Annotated in this window: 11 protein-coding genes, 1 pseudogene and 1 riboswitch; of the genes and pseudogenes, 4 read left to right on the top strand and 8 right to left on the bottom strand. The window is 72.3% G+C overall.

All coding sequences use genetic code 11. From position 1 onward, the window contains the following. Window positions 1-99: 99 nt before the first annotated feature. From NQU54_RS09720 to NQU54_RS09710, 3 genes are all read right to left on the bottom strand, one after another. Window positions 100-1062: an SDR family NAD(P)-dependent oxidoreductase gene (locus NQU54_RS09720; protein ID WP_257630702.1), complete on the bottom strand. Its 963-nt coding sequence runs from the start codon at window positions 1060-1062 to the stop codon at window positions 100-102. Window positions 1063-1246: 184 nt separating this feature from the next. Then, window positions 1247-2233, bottom strand: a complete 987-nt coding sequence (locus tag NQU54_RS09715) for a homoserine dehydrogenase (protein WP_257630701.1) — start codon at window positions 2231-2233, stop codon at window positions 1247-1249. Window positions 2234-2267: 34 nt separating this feature from the next. Next, entirely contained in the window at window positions 2268-3296 is a 1029-nt protein-coding gene (locus NQU54_RS09710; RefSeq protein ID WP_257630700.1) for a C40 family peptidase, read from the bottom strand. Window positions 3297-3640: 344 nt separating this feature from the next. Between NQU54_RS09710 and NQU54_RS09705 the strand changes: the two genes are divergently transcribed. Next, window positions 3641-3994, top strand: coding sequence for a hypothetical protein (locus NQU54_RS09705; RefSeq protein WP_069870465.1), 354 nt, complete (start codon window positions 3641-3643; stop codon window positions 3992-3994). A 111-nt stretch (window positions 3995-4105) separates the two neighbouring features. Continuing rightward, window positions 4106-4876, top strand: a complete 771-nt coding sequence (locus NQU54_RS09700) for a L,D-transpeptidase (protein WP_257630699.1) — start codon at window positions 4106-4108, stop codon at window positions 4874-4876. A gap of 121 nt (window positions 4877-4997) precedes the next feature. Here NQU54_RS09700 and NQU54_RS09695 read toward each other — a convergent pair whose 3' ends face one another. Then, window positions 4998-6173, bottom strand: a complete 1176-nt coding sequence (locus NQU54_RS09695) for a C40 family peptidase (protein WP_257630698.1) — start codon at window positions 6171-6173, stop codon at window positions 4998-5000. Between the two features lie 8 nt (window positions 6174-6181). After that, window positions 6182-6368: riboswitch (cyclic di-AMP (ydaO/yuaA leader) on the bottom strand. Between the two features lie 158 nt (window positions 6369-6526). Between NQU54_RS09695 and pcrA the strand changes: the two genes are divergently transcribed. Next, complete coding sequence (pcrA, locus tag NQU54_RS09690; RefSeq protein ID WP_257630697.1) at window positions 6527-8998, top strand: DNA helicase PcrA; 2472 nt, start codon at window positions 6527-6529, stop codon at window positions 8996-8998. 100 nt (window positions 8999-9098) lie between these two features. On the opposite strand, the gene NQU54_RS09685 is transcribed toward pcrA, so the two are convergent. Beyond that, a complete protein-coding gene (locus tag NQU54_RS09685; protein ID WP_441005739.1) occupies window positions 9099-10871 on the bottom strand; it encodes a M23 family metallopeptidase in 1773 nt (590 codons plus the stop codon). A gap of 189 nt (window positions 10872-11060) precedes the next feature. Next, a pseudogene (locus NQU54_RS09680) lies at window positions 11061-11588 on the bottom strand (alpha/beta hydrolase); the annotation flags it as partial. Between the two features lie 570 nt (window positions 11589-12158). On the opposite strand from NQU54_RS09680, the gene icmB reads away from it, so the two are divergent. After that, window positions 12159-12569, top strand: coding sequence for a coenzyme B12-dependent isobutyryl CoA mutase small subunit (gene icmB / locus NQU54_RS09675; protein ID WP_069870451.1), 411 nt, complete (start codon window positions 12159-12161; stop codon window positions 12567-12569). A 575-nt stretch (window positions 12570-13144) separates the two neighbouring features. On the opposite strand, the gene NQU54_RS09670 is transcribed toward icmB, so the two are convergent. Both NQU54_RS09670 and NQU54_RS09665 read right to left on the bottom strand, forming a co-directional pair. Then, complete coding sequence (locus NQU54_RS09670; protein WP_372505839.1) at window positions 13145-14827, bottom strand: DUF5691 domain-containing protein; 1683 nt, start codon at window positions 14825-14827, stop codon at window positions 13145-13147. 26 nt (window positions 14828-14853) lie between these two features. After that, window positions 14854-16320 carry an SWIM zinc finger family protein gene (locus NQU54_RS09665; protein ID WP_257630694.1) on the bottom strand — a complete coding sequence of 489 codons (1467 nt, stop codon included), beginning with the start codon at window positions 16318-16320 and terminating at the stop codon, window positions 14854-14856. Between the last annotated feature and the right edge of the window lie 22 nt (window positions 16321-16342).

Below are 16342 nucleotides of genomic sequence, written 5' to 3'. Positions count from 1 at the left end.
GATCCGGTGGCTTGATGTGATCGGCCCATCACGAGTGGTCGTGGGCTCCGGCGTCCGTCACGTGCCGAACGCGGCCGTCCCCGCGGTCCGCGTATGGCCTCATCCGAGGCCGGACTCCGGCTCGACCCCGGTCAGGCCGCGGCTTGCCGACCACAGGCGGGCCGCGGCCTCCGTGTCCGCCAGGGGGCCTCGGACGGGCTGGCGGCGGGGGGTGCCGCGGAGGCCGAAGAGCCGGGGGGTCCAGAGCTGGCCGCCGGTGATGGCGGGGTCGAGAACGGCCCGTACGGCGGTCCAGGCGGCCGCGTCCTTGCCCTGGACGAGGACTCCGGCGGGCAGGCCGCGCAGCCGTTCGCCCGTTCCGCGGACGTGGATGGGCGGGCGGGACGGGGTGAGGGAGTCGAGCGCGCCGCCGGGGTGGGTGACCACGCTCCGGACCGTGCTGCCGGCCGCCCTCAGGCGGCGGTCGAGTTCGAAACCGAAGAGCATCTGGGCCAGTTTGGAGCGCCCGTAGGTGCGGTCCGGCCGGTAGTCCCGGGTGCTCTCGAGGTCGTCCAGGTCCAGCCGCTCCGATGTGGCGGCGAAGCTGCCCGTGGTGACGACCCGGCCCTCGGGGGCGGCCGCGAGGAGCGGCGCCAGCCAGTGGGTCAGCGCGAAGTGGCCGAGGTGGTTGATCCCGAACATCGCCTCATGGCCGTCCCCGGTCTCCCGGCGGGTGGGCTGGTCGTACTTGACCCCGGCGTTGTGGACGACCGCGTCCAGACGCTCCAGGCGCAGTGAATCGGCCGAGGCTTCGAGCGAGGAGAGGTCGGCGAGGTCCAGCCGGATATGACGCACCCGGGCATCGGGGACCCGGGAGCGGATCGAGGCCACGGCGGCGTCCGCCCTGCCCGCGTCCCGGCTGCCGAGGACGACGGTGGCTCCCGTACCGGCGAGCTGTTCCGCGACGAAGTACCCGATGCCCGCGTTGCCTCCGGTCACCAGAAAGGTCTTTCCGTCGGCACGCGGCAGCCGATGGACGTCCCATGGGCCGGTCGACGCTTCGGGCGGGGCGGTGGAAGGCATACGGGGCTCCTCGGGCTCGGGGGCTCGGGTCGGTGACCGGTGACCGGTGACCGCCGGATGTGGTCGGCGCGGCCACGTATCAGCCTTACGGTCGTCACCGACGCTCCGCCGACAGATCGCCGTCACCCCACCGCCCCCGCCGACAGGCCCCCGTCACCCACCCGCCCCGCCGACAGATCGCCGCTCAGGCGAAGCCGGAGCCCACCGGCCCCGCCACGTCCAGCGTGTCCTTGACCATGGCGAGCGCCGCCCCCAGGGGGCTGGAGCGGCCGCCGCTCACCGTGATGTCGCCCACCTCGGGGCAGCCGTAGACGGCGGCCTTCTCGGGGCCCCTGAGGGCGTGCAGCGGGTCGCCCGGCCCCGTCTCCGCCAACCCGACGCGGACGACGAGCGGTTCATCGGCGGAGGCGGTCGCGACCGACCGCAGACGGCGGCCCCGCGCGGCGGCCGCGCGGGCCGCCTCCGCCGTCCCGGCGTCGATCCCCGGGCCCGTCTCCGTCCTTACGGCCGTCGCGTCCCACCCCCACAGCAGCGCCGCCAGCAGCCGCACCTTCACGGCCGCGTCGGCGCCGGAGAGGTCGGCCGTCGGGTCGGCCTCGGCGATACCGCGCCGCTGGGCCTCCGCGACCGCGTCCGGGAGCGGCTCGCCGTCCGCCAGCCGGTCGAGGACGAAGGTGGCGGTGCCGTTCGGGCAGGCGCGCAGCGTACGGCAGCCGAGGCCCCGTACGCCGATCCGCGCGAGGTCGGCGGTGGGGAGGGCGGCTCCGGTGGCGCTCGAGATCCGGATGCGGCTGCCGCCCTCGGCCGCCGCCAGGGCCAGCTCGCCCCAGTGGCTGAGCAGATGGCTCTTGGTGGCGGTCACCACATGGACCCCTCGGCGCAGGGCCGACAGCGCGTCCGCGGCGGCCTGTTCGCGCACCGCCGGGGACGACGGCACGGCCTGGGCCAGCACCGCCGCCCCCGTACGCTCCAGCGTCTCGGCGAGGGGCGGCAGCGGGCCCCAGCCGCCGCGCGGCTCCGGCGGCAGCCCCTCGGCGGCGCTGGTGCGCACGGCGGCGAGCCGCAGGGGCAGCGCGCCGCCGGTCAGCCGCTCGGCGTAGGCCCGGCCCACCGGGCCGTACCCCGACAACACGACGGACGCTTCGGACCGCACGTCAGCTTCGCTTGGCATGCGGCCAGTCTTACCCGTGGACCGGGGGCGGCGGCTACGCGGGGCGGGCCGCTCCCGCGAAGGGCATGTCGGCGACCGAGGCCATCCGGACGGGGGCCCCGGGGCGCGGGGCGTGGATCATGCGCCCGCCGCCGATGTAGAGGCCGACATGGCTGACGCCGGAGTAGAAGAAGACCAGGTCGCCGGGGGCCAGTTGATCGCGGGTGACGCGCCGTCCGGCGTTGATCTGGGTGTAGGTGGTGCGGGGCAGGGAGACCCCGGCGGCGCGCCAGGCGGCCTGTGTGAGCCCCGAACAGTCATAGCCGTGCGGTCCGGTGGCGCCCCACACATACGGCTTGCCGAGGGCCGCGTAGACGTAGGAGACGGCGCGGGCGGCGCGGCCCGCGCCGGGGGCCAGGGCGTCGGCGGCGCCGGTCTCGTCACCGCCTCTGGCGGCCGTCAGGCGCTGCCGCTGTTCGAGCGTCAGCCGGTCCAGGAGGCGATCGGCGGCGGCCAGCTTCCGCTGGACGGTCCGCTTGTGGCGGGCGGCGGCCGTCCGGGAGGCGCGCAGAGCGGCGAGGCGGTCGGCCGCCTCGCCGCGGACCTGGCGTAATTTCCGCTCCTGACGGCCGATGGCGGCGATCAGGGCGGCTTGGCGGCTTCCCGCGCGCTCGGCGAGCGAGGCGCGCTGAAGGTACTGGTCGGGGGAGGAGGACAGGGCGAGCTGGAGGGCCGGGGCGATCGTCCCCGAGCGGTACTGGGCGGTGGCGAAGGCCCCGAGCGCGTTGCGCGCGGTGTTGAGCCGGGTGGTGCGGCGGGCGGCCTGGTCGCGCAGCGCCTCCAGTGCCTCACCGGCCTTGTCGGCCTTCTCCTTCGCGCCGTTGTACCGCTCGGTGGCCTCTTCGGCCTCCCGCTGGTACCCGTCGATCTTCGCCCTCACCTGGGCGGGGGTGAGGCGGTTCTCGGCGTGCCCGGTGCCGCCGAGGAGGGTGGTGGACGCGGCGCCGGTGAGGGCGAGGAGCGCGGCCGCACGGGCGGTGCTGCTGGTGAGCGAGCGCTGCTTGGGCTTCCTGTGCGACGCCACTGCGGCGGTTCACCTGGTCTTTCTTGGGCATTCCAGGACGTTTGGCGAATCCTGGACCCTCATGGGGAGCGGACGGGCGGGTGGCAGTCCACCGTGAGGCGGGGACCCTCTGTTGACGGGAAGCGGACTGCCACCTGGAGGAGGAAGCTAGGCCGGGAAACGGGGTCCATGCGGGGGATTGAATGAGATTCAACGGGAGTGGACTGATTTCGTCGTTCCCGTGACGGCTGCTGATCGCCCGGCGAGTGGGGTGGTCGGGAGTGTGGAGCGGCCGTGACCGAAGCGGTGATAGGGGCCCACCCGAGTGCCGGGTGATGATATGAGCGGGGCTAGTCTCCGGAGCCATGGACGTACTCATTCACGTGTTCGTCGGCCTGCACATCGTCGGCATCGGCGCGCTGCTCGGCGGCTTCTTCTCGCAGTTGAAGGCGATGGGCGCGGGCGAGGCCCGGATGATCCCGGCGATGCTGCACGGCGCGCTGACCATGCTGGTGACCGGAGTCGCGCTGGTCGGGCTCAATCAGGCCGACGACAACAGCGTCAACACCGTCAAGATCGGTGTGAAGCTGGCGCTGTTGGTCGTGATCCTCGGCCTGGTGTACGTGAAGCGCGATGAGGAGAAGGTGGAGTCGGCCGCCTTCGGCGCGGTGGGTGCGTTGACAACGGCAAACATCTTCATTGCCGTGCTGTGGACCTGACGAACTGATGTTCTGAGGGTAATCCCACGACAATTGCGACACGATCCCGATGCAACCATTTGCACTCGCGAGCTGTCTTAGTAAAGAGCTGGGCAGTCGAGAGGAGTGGCCATGGGGGTAGTGGGGGCAGTCAGAAGTCGTCGTGGGCGGCGCGCGGGTGTGGCTCTGGGGCTGGTGGGGATGGCGGTGCCGCTCGCGGTCGCCGTCGGCGGTCCGGCGCAGGCCCAGACGCGGCCACTGGGCCGGTCGGCGGGGTCGGTGACACCGGTGACCATGGCCGCGTCGTCGTGCACGACCACCGCGGGGCCGTACCAGAAGCAGGCCGAGCGGTTCCTCGGCCGCCCCGTGGACGGGCGGCAGTCGCGGGCGGACTGTCTCGCGATCCAGAAGTTCCAGATCGACCACGGCATCAGCCCGACGATCGGCTACGCGGGCCCGATCACCTCGGGCGTCATGAACCTCATCAACGCCCAGAAGGCCGCGGGGCACAACCCGAACGCGGCGAAGAAGTGCCCCACCAACGAGGGCCGCATCGCCTGCGTCGACCTCACCCGGCAGCTGAGCTGGGTCCAGGACGGCTCCCGGCTCGTCTACGGACCGGTGCCGGTGCGGTCCGGGCGGGACGGCTTCGAGACCCGCACCGGGCTGAAGAAGGTCTACTGGCGGCACATCGACCACTGGTCGACGCTCTACAACGTCGCCATGCCGTACAGCCAGTTCTTCGACGGTGGCCAGGCGTTCCACTCGATCGCGGGCAGCGTATGGTCCCCGCCGGGCTCCCACGGCTGCGTCAACATGCGCAAGGGCGACGCCAAGAAGTACTGGAGCCTGCTGCGGAACGGTGACGACGTGTACGTCTACGGGCGCAAGCCCGGCACCTGAGGCGCGAGCGCCGCGTCCGAAGCGCGAGCCCGCGTCCGAGACGCGAGCGCCGCGTCCGAGGCGATGACGGTGCCGCTGCCCGGGGTCCGGCCCCGGGCAGCGGCATACCAGCGCCAGGGGTCTACGAGGGCCGCACGCTCCCGTAGATCGGCATCTCCGTGATCGGCGCCTTCTTCACCACATCGCCCGGCTTCGGCGCGTGGATCATCATCCCGTCGCCGATGTAGAGGCCCACATGGCTGATGTCGTCGTAGAAGAAGACGAGATCGCCCGGCTGGAGTTGGGACGTCGAGACCCGCGTACCGACCTTCACCTGGTCCCAGGTGGTGCGCGGCAGCGAGATCCCGGCGGACTTCCAGGCCGCCTGTGTCAGCCCCGAGCAGTCGAAGGAGCTGGGGCCGGTGGCGCCCCAGACATACGGCTTGCCGATCTGCGCCTTCGCGAAGGCGATGGCCTGGGCCGCCTTGGAGGTGTCGGCCGGGGCCGAGGGCGCCGTCGAACCGGAGCCGCTGCCCGTGTTCTGCTGTTCCTGTTGCTGCTGCTCCTGCTGCTTCTTGCGCGCGGCGGCCTCCTGCCGCTGCTTCTCGGCGAGCGCGGCGGCCTTACGGCGGGCCTCCTCCGCCTTCTTCTTCTCGATCGCCGCCAGCCGCGCCTTCTCCTTGGCGGTCAGATTCGCCAGCAGCCGCCGGGCCTCGGTCAGCTTGTCCTGGACGGTCTTCTTCTGGATCTTCAGCTGCTTCTGCGCCGAGGTCAGCGAGGCGAGGCTCTCGCTGGCCTTGCCGCGCTCCTTGGCGGCCTCCGCCCGCTGCTTCTGGAAGTCGTCGACGGCCTGCTTCTGCCGGCCGGTCATCCGGTCCATCAGATGCGACTGGTCGAAGACGTCCTGCGGATCGTTGGAGAACAGCAGGGTCGCGGCGGAGCGGGCCATCCCGCCGTCGCGGTACTGGGCGGCGGCGTACTGGCCGAGCATGCGCCGCGCCTCGTTGAGCTTCTCGGTGCGCTGGGCGACGGAGTCCAGCAACTTGTCGACCTTGCCCCGCTGCTGGTCGGTGCGCTCCTTGGCGGCGTTGTAGTGCTGGGTGGCGGTCTCCGCCTGGTGGTAGAGGGTGTCGACCTTCTCCTTGACCTTCTCGAGCGACTGCGTAGCCGGCTTGGGGTCGGCGGGCGTGGCGTTGGCCGTCTGGGAGAGGAGGGTGACGGACGCGAGGGCGGCCGTGGTGAACCCGACGGCCGTACGGCGGCCGTGGCCGGTGAGCGGGGCGGGTATTCGGCTCCGCGGCTTGCGGTGCGACGCCAAGGGAGGCGACTCCTTCCGTGGACCGCCTACCGGGTTAGCTGTCGGGTTCGGGCGGTTCGGAAGGCTGCCCTACGGCCGTCTCCGGGCGGCACTGTCCGTGCCGCACCGTTTCCGGCCGATTCACCCCGGTCTTGCGTTGTTGGGTCCCCGGCTCCGGGCGCCTCACGGCGATACCGGACTCGGCGGAGGCCACCCGTGCCGGCGCGGTTCGCCGACGGATCTTTCGGGCCGCCTGAGGCAGGACGGTAGCCAACGCGTGGGGCTTCTGTGAAGGCTGGTGGGCGTTTTGCCCGAAACCGTTTCGTGATGTTCGTAGGTCGGCTGTCAGTGGGGCGGCCTAGACTCGGTGAGCGATGAGCAGCCTCTTTGACGACAGCTTCCTGGCGGACCTCGGGCCTCCCTCGGACGAGGAGCAGCCCCCGCCGCCCGAGGATTCGGCGCACCCTGGCCACGGCGGTGCCGAGGATGTGCCGCATCACCTCTTCAGCGGCGGATTCGACGCGCCCGTGCCCCGGGAGTCCCATTACCGGGACGGCGCGGCGCGGTCCGTGGTGGACCCGTCCGCCCTGCTCCAGGGGTTGAACGAGCAGCAGAGGGCCGCCGTGGAGCACACCGGCTCGCCGCTGCTGATCGTCGCGGGCGCCGGCTCGGGCAAGACCCGGGTGCTCACCCACCGCATCGCGTATCTGCTCGGCGCCCGCGGCACACACCCCGGCCAGATCCTCGCCATCACCTTCACCAACAAGGCGGCGGGCGAGATGAAGGAGCGGGTCGAGGAGCTCGTCGGCCCGCGGGCCAATGCCATGTGGGTGTCCACCTTCCACAGCGCGTGCGTCCGCATCCTGCGCCGGGAGTCGAAGAAGCTGGGCTTCACCTCGTCGTTCTCGATCTACGACGCCGCCGACTCCAAGCGGCTGATGTCGCTGGTCTGCCGGGATCTGGACCTCGACCCCAAGCGGTTCCCGCCGAAGTCCTTCAGCGCCAAGATCTCCAACCTCAAGAACGAGCTGATCGACGAGGAGACCTTCGCCGGACAGGCATCGGACGGCTTTGAGAAGACCTTGGCCGAGGCGTATGCGATGTACCAGGCGCGGCTGCGCGAGGCCAATGCGCTGGACTTCGACGACATCATCATGACCACGGTCAATCTGCTCCAGGCGTTCCCGGATGTCGCCGAGCACTACCGCCGCCGCTTCCGGCACGTCCTGGTGGACGAGTACCAGGACACCAACCACGCGCAGTACACACTCGTGCGCGAGCTGGTGGGCACCGGCACCGACGAGACCCCGGCCGCCGAGCTGTGCGTGGTGGGCGACGCCGACCAGTCGATCTACGCCTTCCGGGGCGCCACGATCCGTAACATCCTCCAGTTCGAGGAGGACTACCCCAGCGCGCGGACGATCCTCCTCGAGCAGAACTACCGCTCCACCCAGACCATCCTGAGCGCGGCCAACGCGGTCATCGAGCGCAATGAGAACCGCCGCCCGAAGAACCTGTGGACGGACGCCGGCGCCGGGACCGAGATCACCGGCTATGTGGCCGACACCGAGCACGACGAGGCCCAGTTCGTCGCCGACGAGATCGACCGGCTGACCGACGCGGACGACGCCAGGGCCGGGGATGTGGCGGTCTTCTACCGGACCAACGCCCAGTCCCGTGTCTTCGAAGAGGTCTTCATCCGGGTCGGGCTGCCGTACAAGGTCGTCGGCGGGGTGCGCTTCTACGAGCGCAAGGAGGTCCGCGACGTCCTCGCGTATCTGCGGGTGCTGGCCAACCCCGAGGACGCCGTCCCGCTGCGCCGGATCCTGAACGTGCCCAAGCGCGGTATCGGGGAGCGCGCGGAGGCCATGATCGACGCGCTGGCCCTGCGCGAGAAGATCACCTTCCCGCAGGCGCTGCGCCGGGTCGACGAGGCGTACGGCATGGCGGCCCGCTCGGCCAACGCCGTCAAGCGGTTCAACACGCTCATGGAGGAGCTGCACACCATCGTGGAGTCCGGGGCGGGCCCGGCGACCGTCCTGGAGGCCGTGCTGGAGCGCACCGGCTATCTGGCCGAGCTCCAGACGTCCACCGATCCGCAGGACGAGACCCGGATCGAGAACCTCCAGGAGCTCGCGGCCGTGGCCCTGGAGTTCGAGCAGGACCGGGGCGAGAACCCCGGCACCCTCGCGGACTTCCTGGAGCAGGTCGCGCTCGTCGCCGACTCCGACCAGATCCCGGACGAGGACACCGAGGGCTCCGGCGTGATCACGCTGATGACGCTGCACACGGCGAAGGGCCTGGAGTTCCCGGTCGTCTTCCTCACCGGCATGGAGGACGGCGTCTTCCCGCATATGCGGGCGCTCGGCCAGACCAAGGAGCTGGAGGAGGAGCGGCGGCTGGCCTATGTGGGGATCACCCGGGCCCGCGAGCGGCTCTATCTGACCCGCTCGACGATGCGCAGCGCATGGGGCCAGCCCGCGTACAACCCGGCGTCCCGCTTCCTGGAGGAGATCCCGGACCAGTATGTGCGGTGGCGGCGCACCGGGCCCGCCACCCCGTCGGCGTCCATGAGCGGCGCCGCCTCGACCCCGCCGTCAGGGCTGTCGTCCGGTCTGTCGTCGTCGCGTTCGCGCGCCGGGGGCAGCGGGTTCGCCACCCGGCGGGCCAGTGAGCGCCCGGTGGTCGCGCTGGCCATCGGCGACCGGGTCACCCATGACTCGTTCGGGCTCGGCACGGTGGTGGCGGTGAAGGGCAGCGGGGACAACGCGGAGGCGACGATCGACTTCGGTGACGAGAAGCCCAAGCGGCTGCTGCTGCGGTACGCACCGGTGGAGAAGCTGTAGCGGGCGAGGCCGAGGCGTAGGCCCGCGGCCGTGGTGCGCCGGTGGCGCGCCACGGTGGCGCTGTGGGATCAGCGCCCGGGGCTGAGGCGGCCCTGCCGGATCAGGTGGGGTCGAGGCCCTGGCCGCGCAGCCAGGGCAGCGGGTCGATGGCCGCGCCGCCGCCGGGGTGGACCTCGAAGTGCAGATGGGGGCCGGTGGAGTTACCGGAGTTCCCGGAGTACGCGATGGTGTCCCCGGCCTTCACCGTTCCGGAGCGGATCTTGGCGCTGCTGAGGTGGCAGTACCAGGTCTCCGTGCCGTCCGGGCTGGTCAGGACGACCATATTGCCGTAGGCGTCGTTCCACTGCGTCGTTACGGTGCCGTCGGTGGCGGCCATCACGGGCGTCCCGTAGCTCACCGGGAAGTCGATGCCGGTGTGCACCGACATCCAGTTGATACCGGCCTGGCCGAACATGGCGCTGAGGCCGTGCTGGGCGACGGGCAGCGCGAACTTCGGGCGTAGCGCCTCCTTGCGCGCCGCCTCCTCGGCCTTGCGCTTCTTCTCCGCTGCCTGGCGTGCCTGGAGGTCGATCCGCTCCTGGGTGCGGCTGGCGCGGTCGCGGAAGTCGTCGGCGCCTTCGCGGACCCCGGCGAGCTGGGAGTCCAGCTTGCTGTTGGCGACGGAGGGCTTCACGGGGGCCGCCGCGGTGTCGGGGGCGGCCTGGGTGGTGGACTCGTCCTTCTTGTCGCTTCCGATCCCGCTGACCGAGGCGGCCGCCACGGCGGTGACGCCCAGGGCGCAGACGGAGGGGACGGCGACGGTCAGGAGCGCGGAGCGCTTGGGCCGGGACGAGGGGGTACGGCGGCGACCGCGGCTCACCTCCCGGCGGGGGGAGGGGGCGGATTCCCGCACGGCCGCCGCCTCGGGTTCAGGTTCCGCTTCGGGGGCCGGATCGTACGGCTGGTCGTCCTTGACCGGGTCGAAGACGGCGGTGTGCTCGAAGGCGCCGGGCTGCTCGGGGACGGCGGCCTGCTCGAACGCGGCGGCCTGCTCGAACGCGGCTTGATCGAACGCGGCTTGATCGAAAGTGGCCGTCTGGTCGACGGCGGCTTGATCGAAGGCGTTCGGATCGAAGACGGCTGTCTGCTCGAAGTTGTTCGGCTCGCGCTCGCGTTGGTCGAACCCTGACTGGTCGAGCCCGGGGCGGTGGACGAGGCCGTGCTGGTCGAAGCCCTGCTGGTCAAGACCGGCGTGCTGGTCGAGGCCGGAGTGGTCGAACTGCGCCTCGTCCACGGTCGTGTAGGCGGAGGCGTCCCAGAACTGGGTCTGCCCGGTGTCCACGCCCGAGGTGTACGCCTCGGCCTCGTACCCCGCGCCCTGGTCCCACTGCTCCGGCATCTCGGTGTGGCCGGTGGCGCCCGTGTCCCAGGCCCCGATGTCCCACTGGGCGCCGGTCTCGGCGTCCTGCTGGGCGGGGATGCCGGTCGGCAGGTGAGAGCCGGCGGCGCCCCACATCGTGGTGTCGTAGGCGCCGGAGTCGTAATGGGCCGTGTCGTAGTGGCCTGTGTCGCAGTGGCCCGTTTCGTACGACCCGGTGTGCTGCTGGTCGACGGTGGCCCACTGCGAGGCGTCGTACTGACCGCTGTGGGCGCCCTGCTGGCCGTCGTACGCGCCTGGAAGCGCGCCGAAGAGCGGGTCGCCGTCGCCGTAGAGCGGGTCGCCGTCCCCGTAGGCGGTGGCGAGGTGGGTGAAGCTGCCGGTGGAGTAGCCGTCGTACCCGGCGTAGCCGTGCGCTATGTCCTGACGCTGACCGTAAGCCTCGTCGTACGGATATGAGGCGTCGGGAGCGGGGACGGTCGGAGAGGCCCCCGACGGGTGACGGTCGTTCACCACCAACTTCTCTTTCGCCTAGGCTGCAGGAGAATTAGCGGCGACTGTACCCGGCAGTACGCGGCAGCGACAATCTTCAGTGAGTTTTGAGCATCATGGCAAAGGGCATTTGGCCGTCTTTCGGCTGACTGTACGTGCATCCTTGGCCGGGTGTTCGATTGACGTTCGGCAATTTCGGGGCTTCGGAAGCTTTGAGAACGCGCCGGAGGCGCCCGCCGACGCCTCGTCGGCGGTGTCCAGGGCCTCGTGGATCCCCGTGGCCACGGCGGAATGCACCGCCAGGGCGAGATGTCCGATTCCGTTGACGCGGATGTTCTGGGAGATCACATCCGGATGGTCTATCCGGGCCGTCACCGCCGGGATCATCAACTGATCCACATCGCTCCAGAAAGCGATGAATCGCGTATGGCAATCAGGGGCAGGCTGCCGCAACTCCGTTATCACCTCGGAGTCCGGGCACATCTGGCGCACGAGTGGATGTGCGGACAACAGGGGCGCGATACGCGTGCCGCCGTGCGGGGTGCCGAGCGTCACCAGGGTGTGGGCGCGGGTGTCCCCGCCGAGGCGCTGGACGTAGTGACGGGCGATCAGACCGCCCAGGTCGTGCCCGATGACATCCACCTGGCTGTGGCCGGTGCGGGCGCAGACCTCCTCGACCTGGCGGATGCCAGGCGAGAAACACCAGGTCGAGGGCGATGGCCCGGACGGCCCGGATGGCATGGATGGGCCGAACGGCCTGGATGGCCTTGCTGTGCCGGGTGTGCCGGGTGTGCCGGGGTGTGCTGGATGTGTACGAGGCCCATGGCGGCCGACCTCCCGGGGTGTGGCGTGCGGAAGGCGGCTGGAGGCGCCCCTCCCGCATGCCCTCATGGGCAGCCGGTCGCTTCGGTCGGTGTCGGCCGTGGTCATGGGTCCCGGTCAGGGCGACTTCGGTCGTGTGGTGGCCGGATGCCCGGCCACCACACGGTGATCGGCGCTGTGACCGCGTGACGCGGGACCGCCCGCCGCACCGCGGCGCCATGCGGCTCGCGGTGGCGCTGCGCGGTGCGACGGTCCCCGCTGCGGCTCCCCTGATGTGGCCGGCCCGAAGCGTATGCGGTGTCCGCGCGGCGGATGCGCGGCATGCGCGGATGCGGATGCGTATGCAGGTGCGGGTGCGGCCTTCAGCGAACGTGTCCCACGTGTGATTTCCCCCTCGCTGCGCGCCGCGAAACTGCCGGGTAGGGGATGCTGGAGATAACGTTCGTTCACGTCGATGCGGGGGATGGTGTGAAGGGCTTGGAGGCTGCGATGGGTGTGACCGGTCCGATCCGTGTGGTGGTGGCCAAGCCGGGGCTGGACGGCCACGACCGCGGGGCGAAGGTGATCGCGCGGGCGCTGCGCGACGCGGGCATGGAGGTCATCTACACCGGGCTCCACCAGACGCCCGAGCAGATCGTCGACACCGCGATCCAGGAGGACGCCGACGCGATCGGCCTTTCCATTCTGTCCGGTGCCCATATGACCCTGTTCGCCAAGGTGCTGGAGCTGCTGCGGGAGCGCGAGGCGGAGGACATCAAGGTCTTCGGCGGCGGGATCATCCCCGAGGCGGACATCCCCCCGCTCAAGGAGCAGGGCGTAGCCGAAATCTTCACCCCGGGCGCGACAACGACGTCCATCGTGGACTGGGTACGCAAGAACGTCCGCCCGGTGGCTGCCTGACCTGCCGTCGGAGTGCCGGTCGGCGCGCTGCCCGGCTACGCCCCGGCACCGCTGCTGTATGGCAGGGGACAGGTCCGGCTATCGGACTATCGGGCGGGAGCCTGAGGCCGGGCTTGCCCCGGGGGCATGATGCCGGAGCCCGCTCCGGAGCCTGATGCCCGGCCCCGCCGCCGAGCACGACGCCCGTGCCCCGAAGCCCGGCCTGGGCCTGAGCTCGGCCTGTGGACCTGTAGCGCGACCGGGGCTCCGGAGCGATCCCGGTACGTGAGCACGGGCCGGACCCCGGCAAGGGACGGGGCCGACTATCGGGCGGGAGCCTGAGGCCGGGCTCGTCCCGGGGGGCATGATGCCGGAGCCCGCTCCGGAGCCTGATGCCCGGCCCGCCGCCGAGCACGACGCCCGTGCCCCGAAGCCCGGCCTGGGCCTGAGCTCGGCCTGTGGACCTGTAGCGCGACCGGGGCTCCGGAGCGATCCCGGTACGTGAGCACGGGCCGGACCCCGGCAGGGGACGGGGCCCCTGGGCCCAGGCGCGGGCCGGGCCCAGGGGGATCTGCCGGGCCGGACCCCGTTCGGGATCACGCTGGGGCGAGTTCCGCTTGCATGGCTGCTCTCAGGCGGAGGGTGCCCACCAGCCGCTGGAACGCCTCCGCCCAGTAGCCTCCGGCCCCCGGCGCGGCCCCCTCCGTTTCGTCCGGTATCGCCGTCAGCACTTCGAGGCGGTCCGCTTGTGACGGGTCCAGACAGCGCTCGGCCAGGCCCATGACGCCGCTGAAGCTCCAGGGGTAGCTGCCCGCGTCGCGTGCGATGTCCAGGGCGTCCACGACGGCACGGCCCAGCGGCTCGGCCCAGGGCACCGTGCACACCCCGAGCAGCCGGAAGGCGTCGGACAGCCCGTGGGACGCGATGAACTCGGCCACCCACTCCGCCCGTTCCCGAGCGGGCAGCGCGGACAGCAGCTTCGCCGGGTCCCGCCAGGCGGCCGGGGCCGCCTCGCCCGCGGTGACCGGCGCGACCGCCGGGGTGCCGAGCAGCGCACGGCACCACTCGGCGCTGCGCTGCCGCACCGCGGCCCGGCACCAGGCCGCGTGCAGATCCGCCTGCCAGCCGTCCGTGACGGGCAGCGCCACGATCTCGGCGGGAGTGCGTCCGCCGAACCATTCGCTCCAGCGGTCCAGCGGGGTCGCCTCCACCAACTGGCTCAGCCACCACGACCGCTTCCCCCGGCCGGAGGGCGGCTTGGCCACGATGCCGTCGCGCTGCATTCCGCTGTCGCATTCGTCCGGCGGCCGGACGGCTATCCGCTCCCCGGCGGTCGGCTCGTCGGTGGTCAGCGCCACACAGCCCCGCGACCGCTCGGCCATGCGTGCGGCGAGCGCGGAGCCGGGGAGGGCGGAGAGCAGCTCGGCGGCGGTCGCCCGGACGTTCCGGCTGCGGTCGGACAGCGCCTGTTCGAGGAACGGCTCATCGGACGGGGAGAGATCGTCGCGCAGCGAGTCCAGGAACATCAGCCGGTCCTCGGCCCGCTCGGTCGACCAGGTGCCGCTGAGCAGCGCCAGCCCCGCCGCGGGGTCGCGGTGGCGCGCCAACGCCAGCAGCGACACTCGCTCGGCGAACAGCCCCTCCTCCCACAGCCGCTGTTCGTCGTCCGGGGCGGCGGCCACGTCGGACGGCTCCGGGAGCGGTGTGGGAGCCCGGCCCGCCGCGCCCCGGAGCGCGAACTTCCAGTCCGGGTTGAGCCGGGCCAGCCACAGCGCGCGGGGCCCGCCGAGCGTCAGCGCCTCGGGCCGCAGATCGGTGCGGGCGCGGGCCGCGTCCAGAAGCGCCGGGAGCAGCGCGTCGGGCACCCGATAGCCGTGGTGATTGGCCAGCGCGAGCCACTGCGGCAGCAACTCGGCGAGGTCGGGCGCGGAGCGCGGACCGCCGCGCCCCGGCGCCGAACGGTCGGCGAGCAGCAGCGCCAGCCTGCTGCGGGCGGCCGTGGGCAGCGCCGGCCGCGGATCCTCGGGCGCCCGGCCAGGGAGCGGCCGGGCGGGCGCGGGCCGCAGCCCGGCCCGCCGCCGCACGGTGCTGAGCGCGGCCGCGTCCAGCAGGGCGGACGGCGCGTCCTGCCCGGGGCGCGGCGCGACGGGCGGGGTGCGCCGCTCGGTGCCCAGCAGCGCGGCCGCGACGAGATCGTCCCAGGAGGCGACGGAGGCGACGGAGGCGACGGAGGCGACGGAGGTGGTGGAGGTGGTGGATGCGGTGGCGGTGGTGGACAGGGCGGACGTGGTGGGGGTCGTACTGGTCAACGGGTGCCTCCCTGCGCTGCTGCGCCGATGAGCGGGACGGGGGTCGGATCCCAGGCGGTGATGGGCGAGAAGCCGCGATGGCCGCACTCGCCGAAGACGGTGACCGGGCCACCGCCGGATATCGCCATCAGCTGCCATAGATCGGTGCGCCCCGCGCAGCGCGGATCGACGGGCAGCGCCGAGCCGCTCCGCTCATCCGCCAGCTGCCATCCGTCCTCCCCCGGGACCGGCACCACATCGGCGAGCACGACCGGCCAGCCGTCCAGCCATGGATCCTCCCCGAGCGCCGCTCCATAGGCCGCGAGCGCGGTATCGACATCGCATCCCTCGGGGGCCCGGGGCGCATCGCACCCCTCCGAGGCCGGGGGCGGAGCTGGAGACGGGTCCTGCGGCGCCTCCCCGTGCCGGGTGCCGATCGCGGCACGCAGGGGCCGGGCCGCCGGGTAATACGTGAGGTCGGCGTCGAGCACCAGGCCGGTGGGCAGCGCGAGCTCGGGCGACTGGCCGGGGGCGCTGAACGAGAGCAGCAGCGCCATACGGTGCGTGCGCTCGCCCCGCAGCCAGATCCTGCGGGTGGTCAGCCTGCCGTCCGTGCCGTCCTGGCGGCCCAGAACCAGCCAGCGGTCCCGGATCGCCTCCTCGGCCGCCAGCAGCTCGGCCAACGGAGTGGCGAGGCCCACGCGGGTGCGCGTGGTGGCGGCCAGCTTCTCCGGGAGCCGCTCCAGGTGGAGGAAGCCCTGGTTGAGCAGGTGCGCCAGCGCGCATTCCTCCAGCAGCCGGGCGGGCCACCCCGGACCGGACGACGGAATCGCCGCCAGCTCCCGCACCCGTGTCTCGAGACCCGGGGCCTGGGCGTCGACCATCCGCGCGGCCGTCTCGTCCCACGCCCCATACCCGGCGCGGTCGGCGGCGGCCAGACCGTCGCGGAGCAGATCGGCGAGGCGCCGCTCCAACTCCGTGGCGCCCGCGGCGATGCGCTGGGCCCGCCGCTCGGCGCGGCGGCGCGCCGCCTCCGGATCGGCCGCGCCCGCGCTCCCCCCTCTCCCCGCGTCTTCCCTCGTCTCACCGCCGCGGCCCGGGCCCCCATCCCGGGCCGCGGCGGCGAGCTTCGCGGCCCGCTCCCGCCGGCCGCCGAGCCACTGCTCGGCCCACTCCGGCGGCTCCTCGCTCGCGGGCACGCCCCCCTCGCCGGAAGCCCACCGCAACAGCAGGCTCAGCGCGTGCTTGCACGGGAACTTCCGGCTCGGGCAACTGCACCGATAACCGGGCCCGTTCAGATCGACGACGGTCTGGTACGGCTTGCTGCCGCTGCCCGCGCACAGCCCCCACACCGCCCGCCCGAGCGCGCCCGCGCCCGACCACTTGCCGGTCACGGCGAGCTTGCTGCCCGCTGTGCGTGACGCGGCGTCAGGAGCCAGGGCCAGCACCTGCTCCGCCGTCCAGCGTTCCCCCTGCGGATTCATGTCTGCGACGGTACGGGCACCC

Origin of the sequence: Streptomyces malaysiensis subsp. samsunensis, from assembly GCF_024519315.1 — a bacterium.
Lineage (GTDB): Bacteria > Actinomycetota > Actinomycetes > Streptomycetales > Streptomycetaceae > Streptomyces > Streptomyces malaysiensis.
This window is presented reverse-complemented; position numbering and strand designations above follow the sequence as displayed.